The following is a 14,446-nucleotide window of genomic DNA, read 5'->3' as shown; positions in this document are numbered from 1 at the left end:
ACTTACCCAATTCAAACTGAATCGGGTAAGGGAGCTTTTGTCGCTATTTTATTCTTAAATGAAAGAGCCGTGTTTGTGTGGGGTCTTTTTTTAAAAAACATTTGCCCATTTCAAAATTTCAAATTACTTTTGCACCGCAAATCTCCAAGGTGCCATAGCTCAGTTGGTAGAGCAAAGGACTGAAAATCCTTGTGTCCCCGGTTCGATTCCTGGTGGCACCACATTAAACGACTCAGGTAATCTCCTGGGTCGTTTTTGTTTGATTAGAGCAAAGGACTGGGAGTGCTAATCTTGCCTTGTGTCCCCGGTTCGATTTCTGGTGGCACCACGAAGAACTCCCGATGCGGAGTTCTTTTTGTTTGATTAGAGCAAAGGACTGGGAGTGCTAATCCTGCCTTGTGACTCCGGTTCAACTTCTATAATATAGATACATTCGCCTTGTTGCAGAGGTTGAATTTGCGGCACTGCGTACTACGAACTTTTCTTTTATGTAGGGTTTGATGTAACTCCGTTTCAACGCTACACTATACATAAATAAAGGGGGAACAAAAAAACTATACAACTCTACACAAAACCCTACATTTTGCTCGTAATGCCGATGTCTTTCAGTGCGTTGCGGAATGTAGGGTTTGTAATCCAAACTATACACAAACTATACATTAAACCCTACATCGAACCCTACACAGCGAGCGTTTCAAACCCTACACAGCGAGCGTTTCAAACCCTACACAGCGAGCGTTTCAAACCCTACACTGAGACGTTCAAAAACCTACACAGAACCCAGCACGGAACCTCATGTTGAAGTTTGAAAAGCCCTTCCCTTTAGCGAGGGGTTGAGGTAGGCTTTTGAAAAGCCCTTCCCTTTAGGGAGGGGCTGGGGTAGGCTTTTGAAAAGCCCTTCCCTTTAGGGAGGGGCTGGGGTAGGCTTCCGCCGAAAAAAACCAACAATTTTGAGCGTTTTTTCAGCGATTCGACATTAACATTTTTAACTTCCGAGAACACTTTCCTCCTCCCAATTTTGCCTACTCGGCGCTTAGTTTTACTTAGAAGAAGGGAAATTAAAATTAGAAGAAGGGAAATTTAAATTAGAGGAAGGCAAATTTTTCCTGGATGCGCTCCTAAATCCCCGTTTTTAAAGGGAAAGTGACGAAAAAAGGGGGAAGCCGAGGCTCCTCCCATATCTCTGTACAAATATAATACTTTTCATCGCCAAAAGCAAGAAGTGTTAAAACCGAAAAAGGGCGTTGGGTGTGGAAAATTTTGGAGGCGGTGTGTCATAATAGCCAATCTGCTTCGTTGCTATCGGATTCGGGCTTGGTCATGTACTTCAGTACACTCCCTGCGCCCTCATCCTCAGCGCCTTGCATCTTAGCCATTCTGACGCACCTTCGAGGGTGAAGCCAAAATGTGCATTATGACACACCGCCACAACAAACAACACACTTGCTCCATTCGCGTGTTTCATGTTCAAAAACAAAATGTAGGGTTTTGTGAGAGTTCTGTGTAGGGTTTTATGCAGGGTTCGTGTAGGGTTCTGTGTATAGTTTTGTGTAGGGTTTGTGTAGGGTTTGAAACACAAACCCTACACAGTTTAACGCGCTAAATTTCAGCAATGTTACGCGCAAAATGTAGGGTTTTGTGTAGAGTTGTATAGTTTTTTCTTTCCCCTTTTATTTACGAATAGTGCAGGGTTGAAATGAACATACATTTATGACACCCGGATGGAAGTTCCTCACCAACCGTAAATCAGCGGGAGGGCGACCAGCATGACCAAAGCGATGATGAATTGAAGCGGGAGACCAACTTTGACGTAGTCCATCGGTTTGTAGCTTCCCGCACTCATGACCAACGCGTTGGGAGGAGTTGAGAAAGGCGAGGCAAAACACATGCTGGCAGCCACGGTGACAGCCATGAGGAAAGGGACGGGGCTAACGCCCTGCTCCACCGCAGCCGAGAGCGCGATGGGTGCCATGAGCAACGCCGTCACCGTGTTGGAAATGAAAAAGGTGAGCAAGGAGGTGGAAGCATAGACCGCCGCCAAAAGAGCATAGGGTCCCCAGTCGCCCACAGCGCGCACCAAGGAAGAGGATATGAGGTGAGAAGCACCCGTCTTTTCCAACGCAACGGACATCGGGAGCATGGCACCGAAAAGAATGAGACTTTCCCAGTTGATGGTTTTGTATGCCTCCTCCATGCTGCGCAGGCAGCCCGTGAAAATCATTGCCACAGCAGCCAGCGTGACCGCAGTGACGGGGGCTACGGGAATGAAGTCAAACGCCATGCAAATCACCATTGCCACCATGATGAGTGCCGCCAAAGGAGCCTTGTGGTCAAGGGTGACACGAGCCGCCTGCTCGCCGGGACGTCCGAGCACAACCCAATCCGTGCCGCCCCTTTGTTCCAACTGCGAAACATTGTTCCAAGGTCCCTGCACCAACACAATGTCGGAAGCACGTAGGCGACGACCTTTCAAGTTTTCTAACAAATAGGCATCACTGCGGCGAATGCCCAACACATTCAGACCGAAGCGGGTTCGGAACTCCAACTCGGCAATGGTTCTGCCGACCCAGGAAGAATTGGGCAGGAGCAGTACCTCCGCCATGCCCACCTCCCAAAACCCAAGTTTGCGGGCAGTCTTGTCGGAAGAAAGGACGGCGAGACATTCTTCTGTGGCGAAAAGATGGATTTGCTCCTTTGAGCCGGTGACATAGAGCACATCGCCCGCTTCCATGACGCAGTCAGGGAGGGCATACTGGCTGATGCGGCGCAACGCGCCCTTGCCGCCGGACGTGCGACGAATCTCGAGAATGGTCACACCGTAGCGAGCATAGATGTCAGCCTGTGCCGGCGTGGCTCCGCAGAGGGAAGTGTTGGGGCTGATTCTGAGTGCAGTCAGTCCGCGCCCCACCCCATATTCTTCCGTCAACTCCTTGAGCGACTTTCCCTTCGGACTGATTTGCTGCATCCGCTCAAAGCGGAGAAAACGACGGGAAAGCGGAAGCAGAGCCAGCGTGCCGACGGTGATGCAAATCAACCCTACGGGCGTGAAGGAGAAAAAGCGAAGCGTTTCAAAGCCCGCTGCCTCCAGCGTGTCCCGAATGATGAGGTTCGGGGGAGTGCCAATCAGCGTGAGCATCCCGCCCATGCTTCCGGCGAACGCCAGCGGCATCAACAAACGGGAGGGATTTCCACCCATGGAGCGAGACATGCTGACGACGATGGGAAGCATCAGCGCGACGGTGCCGGTGTTGCTGACGAAGGCACCGACAAACGCCGTCGCCAACATGAGCAACACGAACAAACGCGTCTCATTTTCACCCGCCAAGCGAAGAATGCCGATTCCAATGCGGCGAGCGAGACCGGTGCTGAAGATGCCGCCGCCAACAATGAAGAGTGCGCCCATCATGATGACAATGGGGTTGGAGAAACCGCTCAATGCTTCCTCCGGCGTGAGCACGCCGGTGAGAACGAGGGAAAGGGCGGCACAAATCGCCACCAAATCGGCACGAATGCGACCGCTCACAAAGCAAGCGGCTGCAAGAATCAAAACAACGAACGTGATGGTCATGGGCAAGATTCAATTGAAAAGTGAATGATGCTCAACTGAAAGTGGAAATCTCCGCTTAAAAGGTTGAAAGAAAGTTCTGTCAAAAAATGTGTCGATAAAAAAACGGATTCAAACGCCTCCGTTCTGTCGCGAAGATAGCAAAAACATTTGAGACGAAGAAACTGAGTTCACTCATCCCGGCAAGACAGAACACAAATTAAGCCCCAAAGAACGTTTTCATGATTTTCTCCCCACTCATTTGAAGAAATTTCTAATCTCATTTAATCTTCTGATATACAAGATATAATATCAATTTACCAAAGAAGAGCGAAAATTTATTTTTGAAAAAGTTTTGAGAAATGTGGGGAAATGTGGGGAAATGTCCGTACTTTTGAAAACTCTTTTCAAGCACAATGAATTTCACCGGTACGATTCACGCCAAATTGGACGTCAAAGGGCGAGTGTTTCTCCCGTCCGACTTCCGCCGCCAACTTCACGAAGAAGGGGGCGGAGATTTGGTGTTGCGCCGCGATGTCTATCAGCCCTGTCTCGTGCTCATGCCGCTGAGTGTCTGGCGCAAAGAGGCTGAGGAAGTGAGGAACCGTCTGAACGCCTGGAATCCGCGCGATGCCATGGTGATGCGCCGATTCTTCGGCGAAGTTGAAGAGGTTTCTCTTGACGGCACAGGACGTCTGCTCCTTCCGAAGCGTCTGCAAGAAATCTGCGGAATCAGCAAAGAGGTGCGTTTCATCGGCGTCGCCAACCACATTGAAATCTGGAGTCCTGAAGTGGCAGACCGCAGCATCTTCGACGATTCGACCTATGCAGAAGCGGTGGAAACACTGCTGGGAAATCACGCCGCAAACGAAGAATAGTCAAACCCTCAAGGGGAATCATCTCGTTTTTTCGTCCCCTCAATGCCTGAAACCATGTATCACATCCCAGTCCTTCTCCAAGAAAGCATCGATGGTCTCGCCATCCGCCCCGACGGCACCTATGTTGATGTGACCTTCGGCGGCGGCGGTCACAGCCGCGAAATCCTGCGCCGCCTCGGCGAAGAGGGACACCTCTACAGTTTTGACCAAGACGCGGACGCCGAACAGAACATTCCCGAAGGCGACGAGCGCTTCACCTTCGTCAGAAGCAACTTCCGCTATCTGAGCAACTGGATGCAATACTACGGCGTGGAGAACCTTGACGGACTGATTGCCGACCTCGGCGTTTCCTCCCACCACTTTGACGACGAGAGCCGCGGCTTCTCGTTCCGCTTCGACGCCCCGTTGGACATGAGAATGAACGGACGAGGCGGCATGACGGCTGCCGACATCGTGAACAACTACGATGAAAACCGGCTCGCCGATGTCTTCTATCTCTACGGCGAGTTCCGCAACAGCCGAGCCTTGGCTGCAGCGGTGGCGAAGGCAAGAAAGAACAAGTCCATCGACACCATCGAAGACCTCCTGCAAGCGGTGGAACGCCTCATTGACCGCGAACGAGGAAAAAAAGAACTCGCTCGTCTCTTCCAGTCTCTGCGCATTGAGGTGAACCACGAAATGGAAGCCCTGAAAATCATGCTGGAAAGTGCGCTCCGATATCTCCGCCCCGGCGGAAGACTGGTGGTGCTGACCTATCATTCTCTGGAGGATCGCATGGTGAAGAACTTCATCAAAGCCGGAAAGATTGACGGAAAAGTGGAGCAAGACTTCTTCGGGCGGAAACTGACCCCGTGGCGAGCGGTGAACAACAAAGTCATCGTGCCCTCCGACAAAGAACAAGAGGAGAACCCGCGCAGCCGCTCCGCCAAACTGCGCATCGCGGAGAAAACAAAAGAGAACACACAAAAAACAAACTCCTTTTAGAACTATCTCTCAGAAAAGATGAAAGAGAATCACTCAGAAGACGAACAACTCCGAAGCAAAGCGACTGAAGAAGAGGAGTTGCAGAACTCCGCCCCCAAAAAGGACTCACTGCAAGCACTCAAGGAACTGACCTCGGAAGAAGACGACTCAGTCACCGAAGACCACAAGTCTGTGACACTCGGCACCCTGCTCGGCGGAGACATTCTCGCCGGCAAATGGTTTCGCCGGAATTTCTTCTTCCTGGTCATGATTGTCGTCATGCTGGTGCTCTATGTCGGAAACCGCTACCGCTGCCAGCAGGAGTTCATCGAAACAAGAAACCTCACCGACACGCTGATTGACAGAAAATACAAAGCCCTCACTCGCAGCAGCCAGCTGAAAGAAAAAATGCGAAGAAGTTACATCCAAGAGGTGCTCGTCGATACCACTCTGAAAACAGCCAACACTCCTTCCTATAATCTTAAAGTTGAAGAATAAATGAACTTCCCCGCAAAAAAAGTGATGCAGCGCTATTCCTTCATCGCCACACTCATGGTGATGGTGGGAGTCGCCGTGCTGGCTCGTGCGACCTACATCATGACCGTAAAGAAGGACTATTGGATGGCGGTGAGTCAGCGTTTCGTGAAGAAGAATCAGACGGTGGAGCCTGCGCGCGGCAGCATTCTCGCTGCCAACGGAGAGGTGTTGGCTGCGAGTTTGCCGGAATATAAAATGTTTATGGACTTCATGTCCTGGGAGAAGGACTCCGTGCGCCGCACCAAGGAACAGCACAAACGTGACTCGGTGCTTGAAGTCAAGATGGACAGCATCTGCAACGGCATGCACAAAATCTTCCCGGACATCGACCCCGTGGAATTCCGAAAACTCATGCGCGCCGGACGAGAAGCAAAAAGCCACCACTGGAAACTCTACGACAAACGCATCACCTACATCCAATATCGCATGGTGAAGCAACTCCCCGTCTTCCGCCAGAGTCCGGGAACGGGAGGCTTCCACGTGGAGGAGTTCCCCACCCGAAAGAACCCTTACGGCAGACTCGCCATCCGAACCATCGGAGACCTCTACAAAGGCAAAGACTCGGCTCGAACAGGACTGGAACTGAGTTTCGACTCCATCCTGCGCGGAAAACCGGGTGTCTCCCACCGACAAAAAGTGCTGAACCGATTCCTCCAAATCGTTGACCAACCGGCGGAAGACGGCTGCGACATCCTCACCACCATTGACGTGGGCATGCAGGACCTCTGCGAAAACGCACTCAACGAGAAACTCGTGGAAATCGGTGCCAACTCCGGCGTCTGCATCCTCATGGAAGTCGCCACAGGCGACATCAAAGCCATGACGAGTCTGACACGCATGAGCGACGGCACCTATCAGGAAATCAATGCCGACGCGGTGAAGAACCTCTACGAGCCGGGGTCGGTCTTCAAACCCATGTCCTTCCTCGTCGCCATGGACGACGGACACATCAAAATGACGGACGTGGTGGACGTCGGCTGCGGCATCAAGGAGATGTATGGTCGAAAAATGCGCGATGCCAACTGGCGCAGCGGCGGCTCCGGCGTGGTCACCGTGCCGCAGATTCTGCAGAAATCCTTGAACGTCGGCGTCAGCACCCTGATTGACCGATACTATCACGACAATCCGAAGCGTTTTGTGGAGGGTATATATAGAATAGGTGTGGCGGAGGACCTCAAGATTCCCATTCCGGGCTATGCCAAACCACGCATCCGCATGCCGCTACCTGACGGAAGCAACTGGTCAAAGACAGCACTGCCCTGGATGAGCATCGGCTACGAAACACAGATTCCGCCCATCACAACCGTGAACTTCTACAACGGAATCGCCAACAACGGCAAACTGCTCCGCCCGCGACTTGTCAAAGCCATTCTCAAGGACGGGGAGGTGGTGAAGGAATTCCCCGTGGTCGTTCTCCGAGAAAGAATGGCAAAGCCGGAAGCCATCAAAAACATCCAAGACTGTCTGGAATCCGTGGTAAGTCAAGGCTTGGGCAAAAAAGCCGGCAGCAAATACTTCCACACCTCCGGCAAGACGGGCACAGCCCAGGTTTGGACCAAAAACGGCTTCGCCTCACAATATCTCGTCTCCTTCGCAGGCTACTTCCCTTCCGAGAAACCACTCTACTCCTGCATCGTCTGCATTCAGAAAGGTGCCCCCGCCTCGGGCGGCGGCATGTGTGCCCCGGTCTTCAAGCGCGTGGCGGAAGGCATCATGGCACAGCGCAGTTCTGACAACTACGACGAGGCGCGCGACACGCTCCACTGTCTCAAGCCCATGGTCAGTGCGGGAAATCTCCACGCCGCCTCCAACGTCTTGACGGAGTTAGGCATCGCCCACGAAGGCAACTTCGACGACAGGGAAGGCAACATCCACTGGGGGAAGTGTCTCACCAACGACAAGGGTTTGCAGATGCAGGAGACTGTGACGACCGAAAACAAAAACATGCCCGACTTGAAGGGCTACGGTCTGCGAGACGCCCTTTTCCGTCTGGAAAAGATGGGTCTGCACGTGAATGTCAGAGGCGTCGGATGCGTCAGCAAACAAAGCATCGAAGCGGGAAAACCCATTGCCAAAGGAATGGCGGTGGAACTGACGCTGGGCAACCCGGACGAAAGACCGAAGGCGGAGCAACCGGCTGAAGAGAAAAAGGAAGAACCTGCAGAAACAGCCAACGGAGAAAATCCGGAAACAGCCGCCCCGGCAGCAGACAATGATTCTCCTGCTCCCGCCAACGCTCCCGCCGACAAGAAAACTCCGGCAAAACAGTCCGCTCCGGCAAAACAGTCCACTCCGGAGAAAAAGAAAACAGATGCTTCCCGCAACGGACAAGCCACCGAACCCAAGAAAAAGCAAGCCTAAAGGGGTGTTCTAAAAATTAGGTAGAAAACGTAAGCACTTTCTTTTGAACGTTCCTTATCCCGTAATTTATAGAACACCCCTAAAGAAACTGACCTGCTCTCAAATCGCTCAAACTTCTTCGTTCAATCCGTTCAATCTCTGGTCCACATTTCTTTTTGACCGCTTGGATTCTTGAACACAACACAGAAGACTATGAAACTTTCAGACATTCTCTCAAAAATCAACGTGCGTGCCATGCAAGGCAACGCGGATTGCGACATCACAGGCGTGCAGATTGACTCCCGCAAAGTGAAACCCGGTCACCTCTTCGTGGCAGTGAAGGGAACACAGACCGACGGACACGCCTATATCAACAAAGCCGTGGAACTCGGCGCAACCGCCATCCTCATGAGCGAAGCCATCCCCGAGGAACGCGCTGAGGGCGTGACCTACGTCCAAACCGATGACACGGAAGCGGCAGTCGGACCGGTTGCCACCACCTTCTTCGGAGACCCGACTTCCAAACTTCGCCTGGTGGGCGTCACAGGCACAAACGGAAAGACGACCATCGCCACCGTGCTCTACGAGATGTTCCGCGCCATGGGGCACAAATGCGGACTATGCTCCACCGTTTGCAACTACATTGACGGAGAGCCCATCGAAGCAGACCACACCACACCCGACCCCATCACCCTCAACGCGCTCTTGGCACAGATGGTGGAGAAGGGCTGCGACTATGCCTTCATGGAATGCTCCTCCCACGCCATCGCACAGAAACGCATCGGAGGACTGCACTTCGCGGGAGGCATCTTCACAAACCTGACGCGCGACCACTTGGACTATCACAAGACCTTTGAAAACTATCGCGATGCGAAAAAGGCATTCTTCGACGGACTGGACAAACAGGCGTTCGCCATCACCAACGCCGATGACCGCAACGGACTCTTCATGATGCAGAACACTGCCGCGGAGGTTCACACCTACTCCACCCGCACCGCAGCGGACTACAAAGGGAAGATTCTCGAAGAAAGCATTGAAGGCATGCTGCTAGACATTGACGGCGTGGAGGTGAGCGTGCGCTTCGTCGGACGCTTCAACGTCAGCAACCTGCTGGCAGTCTATGGCGCAGCCCTCTGTCTCGGCAAACCACAGGATGAGGTGCTGCGCGTGCTCTCCGACCTGCATCCCGTCAACGGGCGCTTCGAAGCCATCCGCTCTCCCAAGGGGTTCAGTGCTGTCATTGACTATGCCCACACGCCCGACGCTCTGGAGAATGTGCTGACCGCCATCAACGAGGTGGTCCACGGCAAGGGGCAGGTCATCACCGTCTGCGGCGCAGGCGGCAACCGCGACAAGGGCAAACGTCCGCTCATGGCACAGGAAGCAGCCAAACGCAGCGACCGCGTCATCATCACCAGCGACAACCCGCGCTTCGAAGACCCCGACGCCATCATCGCTGACATGGTGGCAGGGCTTGACGAGGAAGGACTTGCCAAAACCATCTGCATCACAGACCGCAGCCAAGCCATCCGCGCTGCCGTCATGATGGCGCAACCCGGCGACGTCATTCTCATCGCCGGAAAAGGTCACGAACCCTATCAGGACGTGCAAGGCGTGAAACACCACTTCGATGACCACGAGGAGGTGCGCAAAGCCTTCGGCATTGCCTGAGCCACAGATTTTGAGAACAACATCACAACTGAAACCTTATTCGCGGGTGCAGCCCGCTTTTCCTCATGCTCTACTATCTTTTCCGTTTCCTCGAGCAATTTGGCGTTCCCGGCTCGGCGATGTGGTCCTACATCTCGTTCCGCGCTCTCCTCGCCTTAATTCTCGCCCTGGTCATCTCCGCCTGGTTTGGCGAATATTTCATCAAATGGATGAAACGTCACCGCATCAGCGAGACACAGCGTGATGCCAAAATCGACCCCTTCGGCGTGCAGAAAATCAACGTGCCGTCCATGGGCGGCATCATCATCCTCGTTGCCATCCTCGTTCCCTGCCTCTTGCTGGGAAGACTGAGAAACATCTACATGATTCTCATGCTCGTCACCACCGTCTGGCTCGGAGGACTCGGCTTCCTGGACGACTACATCAAAATCTTCAAGAAAAACAAGGACGGACTTGCGGGAAAATACAAAATCCTCGGGCAAGTCATCATCGGGCTCTTCGTCGGACTCACGCTCTACCTCAGTCCCGACGCCACCATCCGAGAGAACATTGAGACGCAGCGCCGCGGCAACGTCACCGAAATTGTTCACAAGAGCGAGGCGGTGAAGAGCACCAAAACGACCATCCCGTTTGTCAAGAACAACAACATGGACTATGCGGACTTGGTTTCTTTCTGCGGAAAATATAAGACGCAGGCGGGGTGGATTCTCTTCGTGCTCGTCACCATCTTCGTCATCACCGCCGTCTCAAACGGAGCGAACCTGAACGACGGCATGGACGGCATGGCGGCGGGAAACTCCGCCATCATCTGCATCGCCCTGGGCATCCTTGCCTACGTCTCAAGCCACATCGAGATGGCGGCATATCTAAACATCATGTATGTCCCCGGCTCGCAGGAACTGGTGATTTTCTGCTGCGCCATGGTCGGCGCACTGATTGGTTTCTTGTGGTATAACGCCTACCCCGCTCAGATTTTCATGGGCGACACGGGGTCGCTTGCCATCGGCGGCATCATCGCGGTGCTCGCCATCATCATCCACAAGGAACTGCTCATCCCCATCCTCTGTGGCATCTTCCTGCTGGAAAGCATCAGCGTGATTCTCCAAGTGGAGTTCTACAAATCGGGAAAACGAAAAGGCATCAAGCAGCGCATCTTCAAGCGCACGCCGATTCACGACAATTTCCGCGTGCTCCCTTCCCAACTCGAGCCGGACTGCAAATATGTCTTCAAATGGCCCAAGGGTGCTTGGCACGAGAGCAAAATCACCAACCGCTTCTGGATTGTCACCATCATTCTGGCAGCGCTGACCATCATCACTCTGAAAATTAGGTAGAAAACATCACGTGTGCTTCTCAGAACACCCGAGACAAGCCACACGCCAATAATAATAGGATAAAATCGCATGAAAAAGTTAGTTGTCCTGGGAGCCGCCGAGAGCGGCGTGGGTGCCGCCATCCTCGCACGTCGCCAAGGCTGCGACGTGTTCGTCTCCGACATGGGACAAATTCAACCGCGCTACAAGTCGCTCCTCGACGACCACGCCATCGCATGGGAAGAGGGCGGTCACACCGAATCCAAAATCCTTGATGCCGACGAAGTCGTCAAAAGCCCCGGAATTCCACCCACCGCACCGATGATTGTGAAACTGCGCGAAAAAAACATTCCCATCATCAGCGAGATTGAATATGCCGCACGCTTCACCGATGCCCGCATGATTTGCATCACGGGAAGCAACGGCAAAACCACCACCACTTCGCTCATCTATCACATCTGCCGGAAAGCGGGGATGGACGTCGGACTCGCCGGAAACATCGGCCACAGCCTCGCACTGCAAGTGGCAGAAGCACCTCACCAAAACTACGTCATCGAACTTTCCTCCTTCCAACTGGACAACATGTATGACTTCCGCGCCCACATCGCCGTGCTCTTGAACATCACGCCCGACCATTTGGACCGCTATGACTTCAAGATGCAGAACTACGTGGACTCCAAAATGCGCATCTTGCAGAACCAGCAAGCCGAGGACACCTTCGTCTATTGGATGGGAGATGAATATGTGCCCACGGAACTGGCTCGCCACTCCCACCCCGCCGCACTCTGCGGCTTCTCCGATGAGGAGAGCACGGGATGCACCGCCTGCGTGAAGGACGGGAAACTCGTGGTCACCACTCCCGTAGCGTTTGAGATGCCCGTGGCGGAACTCTCCCTTCCCGGCAAACACAACCTGCGCAACTCCATGGCTGCCGCGCTCGCCACTCTGGCTGCAGGCATTGACCCCGAAGTGGTGCGTGCAGGTCTGTCGGACTTCCCCGGCGTGGAACACCGACTCGAGAACGCAGGTTGCGGTCACGGCATCCGCTTCGTCAACGACAGCAAGGCGACAAACGTCGATGCGTGTTTCTGCGCTTTGGAGAGCATGACCACTCCCGTCGTCTTGATTGTCGGAGGCAAGGACAAGGGCAACGACTATTCTCCGCTCTTCCCCCTCATCCGCGAGAAATGCCGCGCTTTGGTCTATCTTGGCGCCGACAACGCTAAACTCCACGACAGTTTCGACGCCCTCGGTCTTCCCGTTGCCGACACCCACTCCATGGCGGATTGCGTCAGTGAGTGTGTGCGCCTCGCCAAAGAGGGTGACACCGTCCTGCTCAGTCCCTGCTGCGCCAGTTTCGACCTCTTCCACAACATGGAGGACCGCGGCGAACAGTTCAAAGCCTGCGCAAAAAAGTGGTGCGAGTGATTCCACGCTCTTTCCACATCCTGAATCCCACTCTAAAACTCTCTTTAGAACACGCCTCTACAACAAAACATGAAGAAATTAGGTTCCTTATTCATGGGTGACCGTGTCATCTGGGTCGTCTTCTTTTTCCTCTGCTGCATCTCCCTGGTGGAGGTGTTCAGCGCTGCGAGCACGCTCGCCTATCGAAGCGGCAACATCTGGCTGCCCATCGGACGTCACGCCTTCAACCTCGCCCTCGGCACCGTGGCAGTCATCGTGTTGCACAAGGTTCCGTGTCGCATGTTCAAAGCCATTCCAATTATCCTCGTCCCGACCTCCATCTTGCTACTGATTGTCACCATGTTCTTGGGAGCAGAAGTGAATGGCTCTCGCCGCTGGATGGCAGGTTTCCAACCCTCGGAATTTGGCAAACTGGCAGTCGTGACCGCCGTGGCACTCATTCTGTCGCGAATGCAGCGGGAAGACGGCGCCGACCCGCGTGCCTTTAAATATATATTATATGTCTCCGCTCCCATCTGCCTGCTCATCATGCCTGAGAACTTCTCCACGGCGATGCTGCTTTTCGGTGTGGTCATTTTGATGATGTTCATTGGGCGCGTTTCTCTGGTGCAGATTGGCAAACTCATCGGCGTCTGCCTTTTGGCAGGTGCCAGCGTGGTGGCGATTGCACTTGTGCTGCCCAAGAAAGTCGTGGCAGAACTTCCGGGACTCCACCGCTTCCCCACGTGGATGAGCCGCATCAACACGCACACCGACGGCGAAGACGACCCGAACCTGTTTGACATTGACAAGAAAGCACAAATTGCGCATGCCAACATTGCCATCGCCTCCAGCAACGGCATCGGCAAAATGCCTGGCAATTCCGTGGAACGCGACTTTCTGAGCCAGGCGTTCTCCGACTTCATCTTCGCCATCATCATTGAAGAGATGGGGCTGTGGGGGGCAGCCATAGTGGTCATTCTATATGTCTTCCTGCTCTTCCGAGCGGGTCGAATATCGAGTCGATGTGAGCGAAACTTCCCGCCCTTCCTTGCCATGGGGCTCACGCTGCTGCTCGTCTCGCAAGCCGTTCTGAACATGATGGTGGCTGTCGGACTCTTCCCCGTGACGGGACAGCCGCTCCCGCTCATCAGCCGCGGCGGTACGTCGACGATTATCAACTGCTGCTACATCGGCATGATTCTCAGCGTGAGCCGCTACGCACGCCAAGTATCCGCTCCACAAAACACTCGCTTCGACGGACCGATGGACGGCATCGCCCGCGAAGAAGAGAAGGCGTGAGGAGAGGAAAATACGTGAGAAAAAGCGTTTTTTGAGTGTTTTCGGGCGTGAAAACTCGCCGCAGCGCCGCAAACTTGGGGAGACACTTTCTGATACCTAAATCACTGAAAACAAACGTTTTCTTAGGAAAAGATATAAGCCGCGTCGTTTTGGGATTTTTCTCAAAACGACGCGGCTCTCTATTAAACATACGACAGTACACATTCTCAACGTTTTAACCCTTGAAAAGTGTCTCCCCTCTCGGCGCCTTCTTGGGAAGAAGAAAAGTCAACCAAAGGCGTGGTACTGCGAATACCAAAGCACGGTAGCCGAGTACCACAGCTTGGTAGCCGAGTACCAAGGCGCGGTACGCAAAATATCTGCACAGATTTTACATCTTTTTTTATTGCTGTCCGGTAAAACTTTTTGAGACGATTATAATTAGGGCTGAGTACCTCGCTTGGTATTCAGCCCTTGTAGTTACCTTTGCGTTTTCTCGGGTAACAACGATA

The 14,446-nt window shown here is 53.4% G+C and carries 10 protein-coding genes and 1 tRNA gene; 10 read left to right on the top strand and 1 reads right to left on the bottom strand.

Features of this window, described 5'->3' with window-relative positions; translation table 11 throughout:
- Together I6E40_RS09385 and I6E40_RS09380 are read left to right on the top strand one after the other, a co-directional pair.
- A partial coding sequence (locus I6E40_RS09385) for a hypothetical protein (RefSeq protein WP_235386779.1) occupies positions 1 to 183 on the top strand: 183 nt, incomplete at its 5' end.
- Positions 149 to 221 (top strand) — tRNA-Phe (locus tag I6E40_RS09380). The genes I6E40_RS09385 and I6E40_RS09380, both read left to right, overlap by 35 nt.
- Before the next feature lie 1,511 nt (positions 222 to 1,732).
- Here I6E40_RS09380 and I6E40_RS09375 read toward each other — a convergent pair.
- On the bottom strand, positions 1,733 to 3,568 hold the full coding sequence (locus I6E40_RS09375; RefSeq protein ID WP_235386778.1) for an SLC13 family permease: 1,836 nt from the start codon (positions 3,566 to 3,568) through the stop codon (positions 1,733 to 1,735).
- Positions 3,569 to 3,960: 392 nt separating this feature from the next.
- On the opposite strand from I6E40_RS09375, the gene I6E40_RS09370 reads away from it, so the two are divergent.
- The 8 genes from I6E40_RS09370 to I6E40_RS09335 all read left to right on the top strand — a co-directional run bounded on the left by I6E40_RS09370 (position 3,961) and on the right by I6E40_RS09335 (position 13,955).
- Positions 3,961 to 4,422 carry a division/cell wall cluster transcriptional repressor MraZ gene (locus I6E40_RS09370; RefSeq protein WP_235386777.1) on the top strand — a complete coding sequence of 154 codons (462 nt, stop codon included), beginning with the start codon at positions 3,961 to 3,963 and terminating at the stop codon, positions 4,420 to 4,422.
- A gap of 54 nt (positions 4,423 to 4,476) precedes the next feature.
- Positions 4,477 to 5,406, top strand: a complete 930-nt coding sequence (gene rsmH, locus I6E40_RS09365) for a 16S rRNA (cytosine(1402)-N(4))-methyltransferase RsmH (protein WP_410897051.1) — start codon at positions 4,477 to 4,479, stop codon at positions 5,404 to 5,406.
- An 18-nt stretch (positions 5,407 to 5,424) separates the two neighbouring features.
- Complete coding sequence (locus I6E40_RS09360) at positions 5,425 to 5,883, top strand: FtsL-like putative cell division protein (protein ID WP_235386775.1); 459 nt, start codon at positions 5,425 to 5,427, stop codon at positions 5,881 to 5,883.
- Entirely contained in the window at positions 5,884 to 8,283 is a 2,400-nt protein-coding gene (locus I6E40_RS09355; RefSeq protein WP_235386774.1) for a penicillin-binding protein, read from the top strand.
- Between the two features lie 192 nt (positions 8,284 to 8,475).
- On the top strand, positions 8,476 to 9,933 hold the full coding sequence (locus I6E40_RS09350; protein WP_235386773.1) for a UDP-N-acetylmuramoyl-L-alanyl-D-glutamate--2,6-diaminopimelate ligase: 1,458 nt from the start codon (positions 8,476 to 8,478) through the stop codon (positions 9,931 to 9,933).
- Positions 9,934 to 9,998: 65 nt separating this feature from the next.
- Positions 9,999 to 11,267: a phospho-N-acetylmuramoyl-pentapeptide-transferase gene (gene mraY / locus I6E40_RS09345; protein WP_235386772.1), complete on the top strand. Its 1,269-nt coding sequence runs from the start codon at positions 9,999 to 10,001 to the stop codon at positions 11,265 to 11,267.
- 69 nt (positions 11,268 to 11,336) lie between these two features.
- Positions 11,337 to 12,674, top strand: coding sequence for a UDP-N-acetylmuramoyl-L-alanine--D-glutamate ligase (murD, locus tag I6E40_RS09340; protein ID WP_235386771.1), 1,338 nt, complete (start codon positions 11,337 to 11,339; stop codon positions 12,672 to 12,674).
- A 69-nt stretch (positions 12,675 to 12,743) separates the two neighbouring features.
- On the top strand, positions 12,744 to 13,955 hold the full coding sequence (locus tag I6E40_RS09335) for an FtsW/RodA/SpoVE family cell cycle protein (RefSeq protein ID WP_235386770.1): 1,212 nt from the start codon (positions 12,744 to 12,746) through the stop codon (positions 13,953 to 13,955).
- The last annotated feature ends 491 nt before the right edge of the window (positions 13,956 to 14,446 follow it).

Origin of the sequence: Prevotellamassilia timonensis (assembly GCF_021531665.1) — a bacterium.
In the GTDB taxonomy this organism is placed as follows: domain Bacteria; phylum Bacteroidota; class Bacteroidia; order Bacteroidales; family Bacteroidaceae; genus Alloprevotella.
The sequence above is the reverse complement of the archived record's forward strand: the minus strand, read 5'-3'. Positions and strand labels throughout refer to the sequence as shown.

Bases quoted from the DNA above. Each gene is read 5' to 3' on its own strand.
- I6E40_RS09375 (WP_235386778.1), bottom strand. From the start codon at position 3,568: ATGACCATCACGTTCGTTGTTTTGATTCTTGCAGCCGCTTGCTTTGTG.
- I6E40_RS09370 (WP_235386777.1), top strand. From the start codon at position 3,961: ATGAATTTCACCGGTACGATTCACGCCAAATTGGACGTCAAAGGGCGA.
- rsmH (WP_410897051.1), top strand. From the start codon at position 4,477: ATGTATCACATCCCAGTCCTTCTCCAAGAAAGCATCGATGGTCTCGCC.
- I6E40_RS09360 (WP_235386775.1), top strand. From the start codon at position 5,425: ATGAAAGAGAATCACTCAGAAGACGAACAACTCCGAAGCAAAGCGACT.
- I6E40_RS09355 (WP_235386774.1), top strand. From the start codon at position 5,884: ATGAACTTCCCCGCAAAAAAAGTGATGCAGCGCTATTCCTTCATCGCC.
- I6E40_RS09350 (WP_235386773.1), top strand. From the start codon at position 8,476: ATGAAACTTTCAGACATTCTCTCAAAAATCAACGTGCGTGCCATGCAA.
- mraY (WP_235386772.1), top strand. From the start codon at position 9,999: ATGCTCTACTATCTTTTCCGTTTCCTCGAGCAATTTGGCGTTCCCGGC.
- murD (WP_235386771.1), top strand. From the start codon at position 11,337: ATGAAAAAGTTAGTTGTCCTGGGAGCCGCCGAGAGCGGCGTGGGTGCC.
- I6E40_RS09335 (WP_235386770.1), top strand. From the start codon at position 12,744: ATGAAGAAATTAGGTTCCTTATTCATGGGTGACCGTGTCATCTGGGTC.